Source organism: Streptomyces sp. NPDC005485, from assembly GCF_040606085.1.
Taxonomy (GTDB): Bacteria; Actinomycetota; Actinomycetes; order Streptomycetales; family Streptomycetaceae; genus Streptomyces.
Genome location: NZ_JBEXDZ010000125.1, coordinates 1 through 16,077, shown reverse-complemented (window position 1 = coordinate 16,077; position 16,077 = coordinate 1). Strand labels below are relative to the sequence as shown.

The 16,077-nt window shown below is 72.8% G+C and carries 2 protein-coding genes; both read left to right on the top strand.

The window, feature by feature from the left end; translation table 11 throughout:
• On the top strand, positions 1-4,839 hold the full coding sequence (locus tag ABZS97_RS32310; RefSeq protein ID WP_356143491.1) for a type I polyketide synthase: 4,839 nt from the start codon (positions 1-3) through the stop codon (positions 4,837-4,839).
• 169 nt (positions 4,840-5,008) lie between these two features.
• The coding region (locus ABZS97_RS32305) for an SDR family NAD(P)-dependent oxidoreductase (RefSeq protein WP_356143489.1) at positions 5,009-16,077 on the top strand (11,069 nt) is incomplete at its 3' end.

Sequence of the window (16,077 nt, the reverse complement as noted above, 5' to 3'; positions counted from 1 at the left end):
ATGGGGACTGACGACAAACTTCGTGACTACCTCAGGCGCGCCACGGCCGATCTCCAGCAGACCAAACGGCGGCTGCGCGAGGTCGAGGCCAAGAACCACGAGCCGATCGCCATCGTGGCCATGAGCTGCCGCTACCCCGGCGACGTCAACTCGCCCGAGGCGCTGTGGAACCTCGTGGACCGCGGCCAGGACGCCATCTCCACCTTCCCCGACAACCGCGGCTGGGACACCGAGAACCTCTACGACCCCCAGCCCGCCACCCCCGGCAAGACCTACAGCCGCGAGGGCGGGTTCCTGCACGACGCCGGATACTTCGACGCCGACTTCTTCAAGATGAGCCCCAAAGAGGCCAAGGAGACCGACCCGCAGCAGCGGCTGCTGCTGGAGACCGCCTGGGAATCCCTGGAACGCGCGGGCATCGACCCGCTCACCCTCAAGGAGACCAAAACCGGCGTCTTCGTCGGCGTCGTCTACCACGACTACCTCGTCGGCGGCGGCACCGGCAGCCTGGCCAGCGTCGCCTCCGGCCGCATCGCCTACACCCTGGGCCTGGAAGGGCCGGCCGTCACCGTCGACACCGCCTGCTCCTCCTCCCTGGTCGCCCTGCACCTGGCGGTCCAGGCCCTGCGCGCGGGCGACTGCACCCTCGCCTTCGCCGGCGGCGCGACCGTCATGGCCCACCCGCACGCCTTCGTCGGCTTCAGCCAGGACCGCGGCCTGTCCCCGGACGGCCGCTGCAAGTCCTTCGCCGACGCCGCCGACGGCACCGGCTGGGGCGAAGGCGTCGGCATGCTGCTGGTGGAACGCCTCTGCGACGCCCGCGCCCAGGGCCACCCCGTCCTCGCCGTCGTCCGCGGCTCCGCCGTCAACCAGGACGGCGCCAGCAACGGCATCTCCGCCCCCAACGGCCCCTCCCAGCGCCGGGTCATCCAACAGGCCCTCGCCTCCGCCCAGTTGACCGCCGCCGACGTCGACGCCGTCGAAGCACACGGCACCGGCACCGTCCTCGGCGACCCCATCGAGGCCCAGGCCCTGCTCGCCACCTACGGCCAAAACCGCCCCGCGGAGCGGCCGTTGTGGCTGGGCTCCCTGAAGTCGAACATCGGACACGCCCAGGCCGCCGCCGGCGTCGGCGGCATCATCAAGGTCGTCGAGGCAATGCACCACGACGTGCTGCCCCAAACCCTGCACGTCGACGAACCCAGCACCAAGGTCAACTGGGCGGAGGGCGCCATACGGCTGCTGACCGAGGCCCAGCCCTGGCCCGCCACCCCGGGCCGCCCGCGCCGCGCCGGCATCTCCTCCTTCGGCTTCAGCGGCACCAACGGCCACGTCATCATCGAAGAGGCCCCACCCGCCGAGGAACTCCCCCCGCAGCAACCCGCCACCGGCGACGCCAAGACCGTCCCCGTCCTGCTCTCCGCCAAGGGACCCGACGCCCTGCGCGACCAGGCACGCCTCCTGCTCGCCCGCGCCGACGCCGACGACCGGCCCACCCTCCTCGACCTCGGCCACACCCTGGCCACCACCCGCACCGCCCTGCCCGACCGGGCCGCCGTCATCGCCGGCGACCGCACCGAACTCCTGCGCCGCCTCACCGCCCTCGCCGAGGACCGCCCCTCACCCGGCATCGTCCAAAGCAGCGCCTCACGCGACGACGGCCTGACCGCCTTCCTGTTCACCGGTCAGGGCGCGCAGCGCATCGGGATGGGCCGTGAACTGCACGCCGCGTTCCCGGTGTTCGCCGAGGCTTTCGATGCGGTGCTGGCTGAGATCGATGTGCCGCTGCGCGAGGTCGTGTGGGGTGAGGATGCCGGGCGGCTGAGCCGTACGGAGTTCACGCAGCCGGCGCTGTTCGCGCTGGAGGTGGCGCTATACCGGCTCCTGGAGTCGTGGGGGATCAGGCCCGACTACCTGGCCGGGCACTCCATTGGCGAGTTCGCCGCCGCGCATGTGTCCGGGGTGCTGTCCCTGGCGGACGCCGCGAAACTCGTGACCGCGCGGGGCCGGTTGATGCAGGCCCTCCCGGAGGGCGGCGCGATGGTCGCCCTCCAAGCCACCGAGGACGAGGTCCGTCCGCTGCTGGCCGACGGCGTGGACATAGCCGCCGTCAACGGACCCACCGCAGTGGTCGTCTCCGGGGTTGAGGCGGAAGCCTTGCGGATCAAGGCGCACTTCGAGGCGGAGGGCCGTAAGACCACCCGTCTGAAGGTGTCCCACGCCTTCCACTCCCCGCTGATGGAGCCGATGCTCGCCGACTTCCGTGCCGTCGCACAGGAATTGACGTACGGCGAGCCCTCCATCCCGATCGTCTCCACCCTCACCGGCACCCTCGTCAGCGAGGAACTGCGCGACCCGGAGTACTGGGTCCGCCACGTCCTTGAGACCGTCCGCTTCACCGACGCCGTGCAGGCACTGGCCGGCAAGGGCGTCACCACCTACCTCGAACTCGGCCCGGACGCGGCCCTGAGCGCGATGGGCGGGCAGAACACCGAAGGCCACTTCGTGCCGCTGCTGCGCCGCGACCGCGACGAGGAGAACGAACTGGTCACCGCCGTCGCGCTGGCCCACTGCCGAGGCGTCCGCGTCGACTGGCGGGCCTTCTTCGCCGGGCGCGGGGCCACCCGGGTCGACCTGCCCACCTACGCCTTCCAGCGACGCTGGTTCTGGCGCGACCCGGAGGCCACCGCCACCCCGGCCGCGCCGCCGGCCGCAGACGCCGTGGACACCGCCGTCTGGCATGCGCTGGAGCGCACGGACACCGACGTACTGGCCGACCGGACCGGCATCCCCGCGCCCCTCCTGGAGAAGGTACTGCCCGCCCTGAACGACTGGCGCCACAAGCAGCGCGACCAGGCCCGCACCGACGCCTGGTGCTACCGCGTCGACTGGCAGCCCGTGCACCTCCCGGACACCGCACGAAACACACCCGACGGAACCTGGCTGCTCGCCGTCCCCGAGGGCCGCACCCACGACCCGCGGGTGCGCGCGCTCACCGAAGGACTCGCCGCCCAGGGCGTATGGACCGTACGGCTGGAGGTCGGCGACCAGGACCGCGAGGCACTGGCCGGACAACTGCGCGCCTACACCAACCTGGCCGGCACCCTCTCCCTGCTCGCCCTCGACGACCGCCCCCACCCGCGCCACGGCTCCCTGACGCGCGGCACCGCCGCCACCGTCACCCTGGTGCAGGCCCTGCAGGACGCCGGCCTCGGCGCCCCGCTGTGGTGCGTCACCGCGCAAGCGGTCGCCGCCGGACCCGGCCAGAGCACGGCCGACCCGGCCCAGGCAGCCGTCTGGGGCCTGGGCTCCGCCCTCGCACTCGAACTGCCCGAACGCTGGGGCGGCCTGGTCGACCTGCCCGCCACCGTCGACGAGGACGCGGTACGCCGGCTGTGCCGGGTACTGGCCGACCCCGGCGACGAGGACCAACTCGCCCTGCGCGACAAGGCCGTACTCGGCCGCCGTATGGTCCGCACCCCGCTCGCCGAACAGCCCGCCGTCCGCGACTGGACACCCCGCGGCACCACACTGATCACCGGCGGCACCGGCGGCCTCGGCGCCCACGTGGCCCGCCTGCTCGCCGACCGCGGCGCCGAACACCTGCTGCTGACCAGCCGACGCGGACCGGACGCCGACGGCGTCGGCGACCTCATCGACGAACTCGCCGCACGCGGCACCCACGCCACCGTCGCGGCCTGCGACGCCGGCGACCGCGAAGCCGTAGCCCGCCTGCTCGACTCCATCCCCGAGGACCGGCCGCTGAACGCGGTCGTGCACGCGGCCGGCGTCATGCAGCGCATCGCCCCGCTGTCCGAACTGACCCTGCAGGAATTCGCCGCCGTCACCGACGCCAAGGCAGGCGGCGCCCGCCACCTCGACGAACTGCTCGGCGACCGCCCCCTGGACGCCTTCGTACTGTTCTCCTCCGGATCGGCGATCTGGGGCAGCACCGGACAGAGCGCCTACGGCAGCGCCAACGCCTGCCTCGACGCACTCGCCGACGCCCGCCGCGCCCGCGGCGCCACCGCCACCTCCATCGCCTGGGGCTCCTGGGACGGCGGCATGGTCGACGCGGAACTCGGCGCCGCCCTCAGCCGGATCGGCACCCCGCCGATGCAACCCGGCCTCGCCGCCGCCGCACTGGGCCGCATCCTCGACCGCGACCTGACCCACCTGGTCGTCGCCGACATCGACTGGAAGCGCTTCGCCCCCGTCTACACGATGGCCCGCCCCCGCCCGCTGATCGACGCGGTACCCGAGACCCGGGCCGACCCCGACACCGGCACAGCGGCCCAGGGCGGCCCGGACCCCCAGGGCCCCGCCCTCGCCGCACGGCTGAAGGACCTGACCCAGGCCCAGCAGAGCCGGGCGGTCCTCGACCTGGTCCGCGCTCACGTGGGGGCCCTGCTCGGCTACGACGACCCCGCGTCGCTGGATCCGGCACGCCCCTTCACCGACCTCGGCTTCGACTCGGTGGCCGCCACCGACCTCAAACAGGCCCTGTCCGCCGCGACCGGCCTGCGACTGCCGGCCACGCTGGTCTTCGACCACGCCACCCCCGCAGCCCTCGCCGCCCACCTGCGCGACGAACTGTGCCCGCAGACGGACAGCGGCGGGGTGATGGCCGTCCTGGCCGAACTCGACCGGCTGGAGGAGACCCTGGCGGCCCTGCCGCCCGAGGACGTCGAGCGGCACCGCATCCCCGGCCGGCTCCAGACACTCACCTCCCGGCTCGCCGGGACGGGCGCCGCGGCGTCGCCGGACGAGCACCTCGCCGATGACGCAAGCGTCGACGACGTCCTCTCCTTCATCGACAAGGAGCTCGGCCTTGCCTGACCACCCCGGCACCAGCACCAGCACCAGCACCAGCACCAGCACAGGCACCAGCACCAGCACAGGCACCAGCACAGGCACCAGCACTGGCATCGACGCCGGCACCGGCCGAACGCGATGACCCGAACCACCGGAACCATGCGTATCCCAAAGGATGTTGCGAGGCGGGCAGATGGCTGACGATCAGAAACTCCTCGGGTACCTCAAGCGGGTCACGGCCGACCTGGCCCAGACCCGCCGCAGGCTCCAGGAGTACGAGGCCAGGGAGCAGGACCCGATCGCCATCGTGGCCATGACCTGCCGCTACCCGGGCGGGGTCACCTCCCCCGAGGAGCTGTGGCGGCTGGTCGCCGACGGCGTCGACGCGGTCGGCCCCTTCCCCGCCGACCGCGGCTGGAACCTGGACTCCGTCGACGACGTCGACTTCGCGCACAGCGGCGGATTCCTCGACGGAGCAGCACAGTTCGACCCCGCCTTCTTCGGGATCTCCCCGCGCGAGGCCGTCGCCATGGACCCGCAGCAGCGGCTGATGCTGGAACTGTCCTGGGAAGCACTGGAACGGGCCGGCATCCCCGCCGACCAGGTGCGTGGCGGCCAGGTGGCCGTCTTCGCCGGCTCCGGCTTCCAGGATTACGGCGACCTGCTCAACTCCGCCCCCGAGGCAGCAGGCCCCTTCATGGGCACCGCCGCGGTCGCCGCCGTCATCGCCGGCCGCGTCTCCTACACCCTCGGCCTCGAGGGCCCCTCGGTGACCGTCGACACCGCCTGCTCCTCCTCCCTGGTCGCCGTCCACCTCGCCGCCCAGGCACTGCGCGAGGGCGAATGCTCTCTCGCCCTGGCCGGCGGCGTCATGGTGATGTCGACGCCCGGCCCCTTCATCGGCATGGCCCGACAGGGCGGCCTGGCCGCCGACGGCCGCGCCAAGGCCTACGCCGACGCCGCCGACGGCACCGGCTGGGCCGAGGGCGCCGGCATCCTCGTACTCGAACGCCTCTCCGACGCCCGCGCCCACGGCCACCCCGTCCTCGCCGTCGTCAAGGGCTCCGCCATCAACCAGGACGGCGCCAGCAACGGCCTCACCGCCCCCAACGGCCCCTCCCAGCAGCGAGTCATCCGCGAGGCACTCAGCGCCGCCGGGATCTCCGCCACCCAGCTCGACCTGGTCGAGGGCCACGGCACCGGCACCACCCTCGGCGACCCCATCGAGGCCCAGGCCCTGCTCGCCACCTACGGCCAAGGACGCCCCGCCGAGCGGCCGCTGTGGCTGGGCTCCCTGAAGTCGAACATCGGACACGCCCAGGCCGCCGCCGGCGTCGGCGGCATCATCAAGACCGTCATGGCGATGCGGCACGCGACCATGCCGCGCACCCTGCACATCGACCAGCCCTCCACCCACGTCGACTGGGACGCCGGCAACGTCCGGCTGCTCACCGACGAACGCTCCTGGCCACGCGGCGAACACCCGCGCCGGGCCGCCGTCTCCGCCTTCGGCGTCAGCGGCACCAACGCCCACCTCATCCTCGAAGAACCGCCCGCCGCCCCCGAACCTGCCGAGGACGAGGCCGACCCGGCACCGGCCCCGACCGCCTGGCCCGCCGGCGTCCCGCTGCCCTGGCTCGTCTCCGCCCGCAGCGCCGACGCCCTGCGCGCCCAGGCCGAACGGATCGCCGCCCACGCGGACGAGAACCCCGGCCTCGCCGCCCTCGACCTGAGCCACTCCCTCGCCACCACCCGCACCGCGCTGGAACACCGCGCGGTCGTCCTCGCCCCTGACCGCACCGCCGCCGTCACCGCCCTCACCGCCCTCGCCCAGGACGAGACCCGCCCCGAAGCACTGCGCGGAACCGTCTCCGACGGCCTGACCGCCTTCCTGTTCACCGGTCAGGGCGCGCAGCGCATCGGGATGGGCCGTGAACTGCACGCCGCGTTCCCGGTGTTCGCCGATGCCTTCGACGCCGTACTGGCCGAGATCGATGCGCCGCTGCGCGAGGTGATGTGGGGTGAGGATGCCGGGCGGCTGAGCCGTACGGAGTTCACCCAGCCCGCCCTGTTCGCGCTGGAGGTGGCGCTGTACCGGCAGCTCGAATCGTGGGGGATCAAGCCGGACTACTTGGCCGGGCATTCGATCGGTGAGTTCGCTGCCGCGCATGTGTCCGGGGTGCTGTCCCTGGCGGATGCCGCGAAACTCGTGGTGGCGCGGGGCCGGTTGATGCAGGCGCTGCCGGAGGGCGGCGCGATGGTCGCCCTGCAGGCCACCGAGGACGAGGTCCGTCCGCTGCTGGCCGACGGCGTGGGCATTGCCGCCGTCAACGGGCCCACTGCAGTGGTGGTCTCCGGCGTTGAGGCGGAAGCTTTGCGGATCAAGGCGCACTTCGAGGCGGAGGGCCGTAAGACCACCCGTCTGAAGGTGTCCCATGCCTTCCACTCCCCGCTGATGGAGCCGATGCTCGCCGACTTCCGTGCCGTCGCACAGGAGTTGACCTACGGCGAGCCTTCGATTCCGGTTGTTTCCACTCTTACCGGCGCCCTCGTCGGCGAGGAGTTGGGTGATCCGGAGTACTGGGTCCGTCATGTCCGTGAGGCGGTGCGTTTCGCCGACGCGGTGACGGTGCTGGAGTCGGAGGGAGTCACCCGGTTCCTGGAGCTGGGTCCCGATGGTGTGCTGACCGCGATGGCGCAGCAGTCCGTCGAGTCGGACTCGGCGGTACTGACGGCCGCCCTGCGCAAGGACCGCCCAGAGGCCGCCGCCGTGCTCACGGCCGTCGGACAGCTGCATGTGCGCGGTGTCCCCGTCGACTGGACAGGCGTCTTCGCCGGCCGCGGCGCGGCCCGGATCGACCTGCCCACCTACAACTTCCAGCGCGCCCACTACTGGATCAGCCCCGAGAACGGGGCCGGCGACGTGGCCTCCGCCGGACTCGACGCGGCCGACCACCCGCTGCTCGGCGCCGCCGTGACACTGGCCGACACCGACGGCGTGGTGCTGACCGGCCGGCTGTCCACGTCCGCACAGCCCTGGCTGGCCGACCACGTGGTGGGCGGCACCGTCCTGTTCCCCGGCACCGGCTTCGTCGAACTCGCCGTCCGGGCCGGCGACCAGGTCGGCTGCGACGTCCTGGAGGAACTGACCCTCGAGGCACCCCTTGCCCTGCCCGAGCGCGGCGCGCTCCAGGTCCAGGTCGCCGTGGGGGCGGCCGACGGCTCCGGCACCCGCGCGCTGACCGTCCACTCCCGCCCCTCGCCGGACGCCCCGTGGACCCGGCACGCCGCCGGTGTGCTCGCGCGCGGCGCGGACCAGGGACGCTTCGACCTGACCCAGTGGCCGCCGCCCGGCGCCGAACCCCTCGACGTGGCCGGGCTGTACCCGGACCTCACCGCACTCGGCCTCAGCTACGGCCCGGTGTTCCAGGGCCTGAAGGCCGCCTGGCGCGACGGCGAGAGCGTCTACGCCGAGATCACCCTCCCCGAGCAGGGACACAAGGACGCGGAACGGCTCGGCCTGCACCCCGCCCTCCTCGACGCGGCCCTGCACGCCGTCAGCTTCACCGGCGTGACCGGCGGACAGGCCGCCCTGCCCTTCGCCTGGTCCGGTGTCACCCTGCACGCGGCGGGCGCCGCCGCCGTACGGGTCCGCCTGACCCCGACCGGGTCGGGCGTCGCCCTCGCCCTCGCCGACGCCGCCGGTCACCCGGTGGCCACCGTCGAGTCCCTGGTGCTGCGGCCCATCTCCGAGGAGCAACTCGCCGCGGCCCGGACCGGATTCCACGATTCGCTCTACCACGTCGAGTGGACACCCCTCGCGGCCGTCCCGTCCGACGCGCGGCCCACCACCGCCGTCTTCACCAGCACTCCCGGCAAGGACGCCGCACAGGTGCGCTCCGCGGTGCACCGCGCACTGGCCGAACTGCAGTCCGCCGCAGACCAGTTGGTGTTCGTCACCCGGGGCGCGGTGGCGCTGCCGGAAGAGGACGTCACCGACCTGGCCGGCGCCGCCGTATGGGGCCTGGTCCGCTCCGCCCAGGCAGAGGACCCGGGCCGCTTCCTCCTCGTCGACCTGGACGAAGGCAGCGTCGATGACGCCGTCGCCCTCGCCCTGGCGACCGGTGAACCCCAGGTCGTCGTACGCGGCACGACCGCCCACGGCGCCCGCCTGACACCCGCCCCCCTCACACCGGACGAACACGCCCCCGCATTCACGGCCGAGGGCACGGTCCTGCTGACCGGTGCGAGTGGCACGCTGGGCGGGCTGTTCGCGCGGCATCTGGTGACCGCCTATGGGGTGCGGAGCCTGCTGCTGACCAGCCGCCGGGGTGAACAGGCCCCGGGGATGGCGGAGTTGACGGCCGAGCTGACCGCGCTGGGCGCCGACGTCTCGGTGGCGGCCTGCGACGCCGCCGACCGCGACACCCTCGCCGCCCTCCTCCAGGACGTTGACCTGTCCGCGGTGGTCCACGTCGCCGGCGTCCTGGACGACGGCATCATCGCCTCCCTCACCCCGGAACGGGTGGACACGGTACTGCGCCCGAAGGTGGACGCGGCCATCAACCTGCACGACCTGACCGCCGACAAGAACCTGAGCGCCTTCGTCCTGTTCTCCTCCGGCTCCGGCACCCTCGGCGCCCCCGGCCAGGGCAACTACGCCGCCGCCAACGCCTTCCTCGACGCCCTCGCCGCCCACCGCAAGACGCAGGGACTGCCCGCACAGTCCCTGGCCTGGGGCCTGTGGGCCGGAGGCATGGCCGACACCCTCGACGACGCGGAGCGCGGCCGCATATCGCAGGGCGGCATCCACGCCCTCGCCCCGCACGAAGGGCTCGCCCTCTTCGACGCCGCCCAGCACAGCCCCGACGCCACCCTCGTCCCCGTCAAGTTCGACCTGGCCGCCCTGCGCTCCCAGACCCAGGACACCCCGGCCCTGCTGCGCGCCCTCCTGCCCGCCACCCCCCGGCGCAGGCGCAGCGCGGGCAGCACCAGGACCGAGACCGCCACACTGAAGCAACGCCTCGACGCCCTGCCCGCCGACGAGCGGCAGCAAGCCCTGCTCGACCTCGTCCTCAACCGCGCAGCCGTCGTCCTCGGCTTCGCCGACGCCCGGGCGGTCGAACCCGAACGCGCCTTCCGCGACCTCGGCGTCGACTCCCTGGCCGCCGTCGAACTGCGCAACGGCCTCAACGACGACACCGGCCTGCGCCTGCCCGCCACCCTCGTCTTCGACTACCCCAGCCCGGCCGACGTGGCCCGCCACCTCCTGGAAGAACTCTCCGGCCAGGACACCGACACACCCACACCGGCCACCGCCACCGCACTCGACGGCGACCCGATCGTCATCGTCGGCATGAGCTGCCGCTACCCCGGCGGGGTGGAGACCCCAGAAGACCTGTGGCGGCTGGTCGCCGGCGGAGTGGACGCGGTCTCGGAGTTCCCGACCAACCGTGGCTGGAACATCGACGAGCTGTACGACCCCGAGTCCGAACGCCCCAACACCAGCTACGTCAAACACGGCGGCTTCCTGCACCAGGCCGCCGACTTCGACCCGGCCTTCTTCGGCATCTCACCGAACGAAGCCCTCGGCATGGACCCCCAGCAGCGGCTGCTGCTGGAGACCTCCTGGGAGGCGATCGAACGGGCCGGCATCGACCCGGCCGCACTGAAGGGCTCGGCCACCGGCGTCTTCGCCGGAATGATGTACCACGACTACGCCGCCAACAGCGGCACCGGCGCCATCGCCTCGGGCCGCGTCTCGTACGTCTTCGGCCTGGAGGGACCGGCCGTCACCATCGACACGGCCTGCTCCTCGTCGCTGGTGGCGCTGCATCTTGCGGCGCAGGCGTTGCGTTCGGGGGAGTGCTCGCTGGCGTTGGCCGGTGGCGTGGCGGTGATGGCGACGCCGGAGGCGTTCGTGGAGTTCAGCCGTCAGCGCGGGCTTGCTCCCGATGGGCGGTGCAAGTCCTTCGCTGCTGCCACCGACGGCACGGCCTGGGGCGAGGGCGTGGGCATGCTCCTGCTGGAACGCCTCTCCGACGCCCGCGCCAACGGCCACCCCGTCCTCGCGGTCGTCCGCAGCTCCGCCCTCAACCAGGACGGCGCCAGCAACGGCCTCACCGCCCCCAACGGCCCCGCCCAACGCCGCGTCATCCGCCAGGCACTGACCGCGGCCGGCCTGACCACCCATGACGTCGATGCGGTCGAGGCGCACGGCACGGGCACCACCCTCGGCGACCCGATCGAGGCCCAGGCCCTCCTTGCGACATATGGCAAGGACCGGCCCGAGGACCAGCCGTTGTGGTTGGGGTCCATCAAGTCGAACATGGGCCACACGCAGGCTGCGGCCGGGGTGTCGGGCATCATCAAGATGGTCGAGGCGATCCGGCACGGTGTGCTGCCCCCGACGCTGCACGTGGACGAGCCCACGCATCAGGTGGACTGGTCCGAGGGCAATGTGCGGCTGCTGACGGAGTCCCGGCCCTGGCCGGAGACCGGCCGCCCGCGTCGCGCGGGGGTGTCCTCCTTCGGAATCAGCGGCACCAACGCCCACGTCATCCTCGAACAAGCCCCCAGCCCCGACCCCGTCCCCGACGAGCCCACCACCGGGAGCGACCTCCCCGCCATACCGTGGCTGCTGTCGGCGAAGACGGACGAGGCCCTGCGCGGCCAGGCCGAACGCCTGCGCGCACACGTCGAAAACGACCCGGCACTGCGTCCCGCCGACGTCGCCTACTCCCTCGCCACCGACCGAGCCCCCATGGACTACCGCCTCACCGTGCTCGGCGCAAACCGCGAGGAACTCCTGGCGGCCCTCACCGCCTTCGTCGAGGGCAGGTCGGCCGCGGGAGTGGTGCAAGGCAGCGTGCGCGGGAGTGGCCAGACGGCCTTCCTGTTCACCGGGCAGGGGGCGCAGCGGATCGGGATGGGCCGTGAACTGCATGCCGCGTTCCCGGTGTTCGCCGACGCCTTCGACGCCGTACTGGCTGAGATCGATGTGCCGCTGCGCGAGGTGATGTGGGGTGAGGATGCCGGGCGGCTGAGCCGTACGGAGTTCACGCAGCCGGCGTTGTTCGCGCTGGAGGTGGCGCTGTACCGGCTCCTGGAGTCGTGGGGGATCAGGCCGGACTATCTGGCCGGGCACTCCATCGGTGAGTTCGCCGCCGCGCATGTGTCCGGGGTGCTGTCCCTGGCGGATGCCGCGAAACTCGTGACCGCGCGGGGCCGGTTGATGCAGGCCCTGCCGGAGGGCGGCGCGATGGTCGCCCTGCAGGCCACCGAGGACGAGGTCCGCCCCCTGCTGGCCGACGGCGTGGGCATAGCCGCCGTCAACGGACCCACCGCAGTGGTCGTCTCCGGTGTGGAGGCGGAAGCGCTGCGGATCAAGGCGCACTTTGAGGCGGAGGGCCGTAAGACCACCCGTCTGAAGGTGTCCCACGCCTTCCACTCCCCGCTGATGGAGCCGATGCTCGCCGACTTCCGTGCCGTCGCACAGGAATTGACGTATGGCGAGCCCTCCCTTCCGATCGTTTCCACCCTCACCGGCGCCCTCGTCGGCGAGGAGCTGGGCGACCCGGAGTACTGGGTCCGTCATGTCCGTGAGGCGGTCCGTTTCGCCGATGCCGTAAGGGCGTTGGAGTCGGCGGGTGTGGGTACGTTCGTCGAGCTGGGGCCGGATGCGGTGTTGACGGCGATGGGCCGGCAGTCCGCCGAGGATGCGGCCTTCGTGCCCACCCTGCGCCGCGAGCGCGAGGAAACCCGCGAGACGGTGTCCGCGCTGGCACGGATCGCCGTACGGGGCGGGGCTGTTGACTGGACCGCGTTCTACGCCGGCACCGGAGCACGCCGCGTCGAACTGGCGACGTACGCCTTCCAGCGCCAGCGCTACTGGCTGGACGCGTTGGAGTACTGGGCCGAGGCCTGGGCCGGCGCGGACACCGGCGGCCTCGCGTCCGCAGGCCTGGACCGGGCGGCACATCCGCTGCTCGGCGCCGTACTGACATCCCCGGACAGCGACGGCGTCGTGCTCACCGGCCGGCTGTCCACGTCCGCACAGCCCTGGCTGGCCGACCACGCGGTCGGCGGCACCGTCCTCTTCCCCGGCACCGGCCTGGTCGAACTCGCCATCGCGGCGGGCGACCGGGTCGGCAGCGACCAGCTCGAGGAACTGACCCTGGAAGCGCCGCTGGTGCTGCCGGAGCGGGGCGGAATCGCCGTCCAGGTGGTGGTGGGCACGGCGGCCGACGACGGCACACGTCCGGTACACGTGTACGCGCGCCCCGATGACGAGGAGCGGTCCTGGACGCGCCACGCGACCGGTCTGCTCGCCCCCGGTGTGCCGTCGGCCTCCTTCGACCTGTCGCAGTGGCCGCCGCGTGGCGCGGAGCCGGTCAGCGTGGAGGGCCTGTACGAGACGCTGGCGCAGGCCGGTCTGGAGTACGGGCCGGTCTTCCAGGGCCTGACAGCCGCCTGGCGCTCCGTTGAGGAGACGGAGGAGATATACGCCGAGGTGGTCCTGCCCGAGGACACGGCCGTCGACGGGTTCGGGATGCACCCGGCACTGCTGGACGCGTGCCTGCACGCGACCGGGCTGCTGGCGGGCGGGGCCGAGACCACGCGCCTGCCCTTCGCGTGGACCGGCGTCTCCCTGCACGCCACCGGCGCCTCCCGGCTCCGGGTGCGGCTGGCCCGCCAGGGCGCCGACGGCGTCACCCTCGCGGTCGCCGACGAGCAGGGCCGCCCGGTCGCCACGATCGGTTCGCTGGTGCTGCGGGAAGTGACGGCGGACCAACTGGCCGCGGCGCGCACGGCGTTCCACGAGTCCTTGTTCCAGCTCGACTGGGTACGGCTGCCGGGGGTGCGGACGCATGGTTCTACGCCGGGTGATGTGGTGGTGTTCCGCAGCACGCCGGGTGCGGATGCGGACGCCGTGCGGTCGGCGGTGCATCGGGCGCTCGCCGAGCTGCGGTCGGCTGCCGGACAACTGGCTGTCGTGACGCGCGGTGCGGTGGCATTGCCGGGTGAGGACGTCACCGACCTGGCCGGCGCCGCCGTATGGGGCCTGGTCCGCTCCGCCCAGTCCGAGGACCCGGGCCGATTCGTCCTCGTCGACGTCGACGAGGACGGCGATGCCGCCCTCGCCCTGGCGCTCGCCTCGGGAGAATCCCAAGTCGTGGTCCGGCAGGGCAACGCATACGGCGCCCGCCTCGTACGCACTGCGATGGAGCCGACCGACGCGCCCAGGCCCGCGACGGTGTTCACCGCCGAGGGCACGGTCCTGCTGACCGGTGCGAGCGGCACGCTGGGCGGGCTGTTCGCCCGGCATCTGGTGACCGCGTATGGGGTGCGGAGCCTGCTGCTGACCAGCCGTCGGGGTGAACAGGCCCCGGGGATGGCGGAGTTGACGGCCGAGTTGACCGCGCTGGGCGCCGACGTGTCGGTGGCGGCCTGCGACGCCGCCGACCGCGAAGCACTGGCGGCCCTGCTTCAGGATGTGGACCTGTCCGCGGTGGTCCACGTCGCCGGCGTCTTGGACGACGGCATCATCGCCTCCCTGACCCCGGAGCGGGTGGACACGGTACTGCGCCCGAAGGTGGACGCGGCCCTGAATCTGCACGACCTGACCGCCGACAAGAACCTCACCGCGTTCGTGCTGTTCTCCTCCGCAGCCGGAACGCTGGGCAACCCGGGCCAGGGCAACTACGCCGCCGCCAACACCTTCCTCGACGGCCTCGCCGCGCACCGCAAGGCGGCCGGTCTGCCCGCACAGTCCCTGGCCTGGGGTCTGTGGGGCGGTGGCATGGCCGGGGAGCTCAGTCAGGCCGACCTCGACCGGATGAGCAGTACCGGCGTGCACGCCCTCACCCCCGAACAGGGCCTGCAACTCTTCGACACCGCAAGCACCCTCCCGGCCCCCGCCCTGGTTCCCATCCGCCTCGACGCCAAGGCACTCGGCGCGGGCGACGGTGAACTGCCCGAACTCTTCCGCAGCCTGGTCCGCCGCCCGGCCCGCCGGGCGGTCAGCACCACGACCGGCACGGCCGGCGTTTCGGCCCTGGCCCAACGGCTGGCCGGGATGACCCCCGAGGCGCAGGAGGCCGAGATCCTCGGCCTCGTCCGGGCCACCGCCGCCGCGACGCTCGGCCACGCCGGCCCCGAGGCCATCGACCCTGAACAGGCCTTCAGCGAACTGGGCTTCGACTCACTGAGCGCCGTCGAGTTCCGCAACGGCCTCGGCGAGGCCGCCGGCCTGCGCCTGCCCGCCACCCTCGTCTTCGACTACCCCAGCCCGTCCGTGCTCGCCCGACACCTCGCCCAGGAGCTCACGGGCACCGGTGAGGACACCACCGGCGCGGCCCCCACGGTGGTGGTGACCGACGGCGACCCGATCGTCATCGTCGGTATGAGCTGCCGTTATCCCGGCGGGGTGGAGAGCCCGGAAGACCTGTGGCGGCTGGTCGCCGGCGGGGTGGACGCGGTCTCGGAGTTCCCGACCAACCGTGGCTGGAACATCGACGAGCTGTACGACCCCGAGTCCGAACGCCCCAACACCAGCTACGTCAAGCACGGCGGCTTCCTGCACCAGGCGGGCGACTTCGACCCCGACTTCTTCGGGATCAGCCCCAACGAGGCGTTGGCCATCGACCCGCAGCAGCGGCTGCTGCTGGAGACCTCCTGGGAGGCGATCGAACGGGCAGGCATCGACCCGGCCGGTCTGAAGGGCTCGGCCACCGGCGTCTTCGCCGGAATGATGTACCACGACTACCAGGACAACACGAACACCGGTTCCGTCGCCTCGGGCCGGGTGTCCTACACCTTCGGCCTCGAAGGCCCCTCGGTGACCATCGACACGGCCTGCTCCTCGTCGCTGGTGGCGCTGCATCTTGCGGCGCAGGCGTTGCGTTCGGGGGAGTGCTCGCTGGCGTTGGCCGGTGGCGTGGCGGTGATGGCGACTCCTGAGGCGTTCGTGGAGTTCAGCCGCCAGCGCGGGCTTGCTCCCGATGGCCGGTGCAAGTCCTTCGCCGCCGCCACCGACGGCACGGCCTGGGGCGAGGGCGTGGGCATGCTCCTGCTGGAACGCCTCTCCGACGCCCGCACCAACGGCCACCCGGTGCTGGCGATGGTACGCGGCTCCGCCGTCAACCAGGACGGCGCCAGCAACGGCCTGACGGCGCCCAACGGTCCCGCCCAGGTCCGTGTCATCCGCCAGGCCCTCGCCGGTGCCCAGCTCGCCCCCGACCACGTCGACGCGGTCGAGGC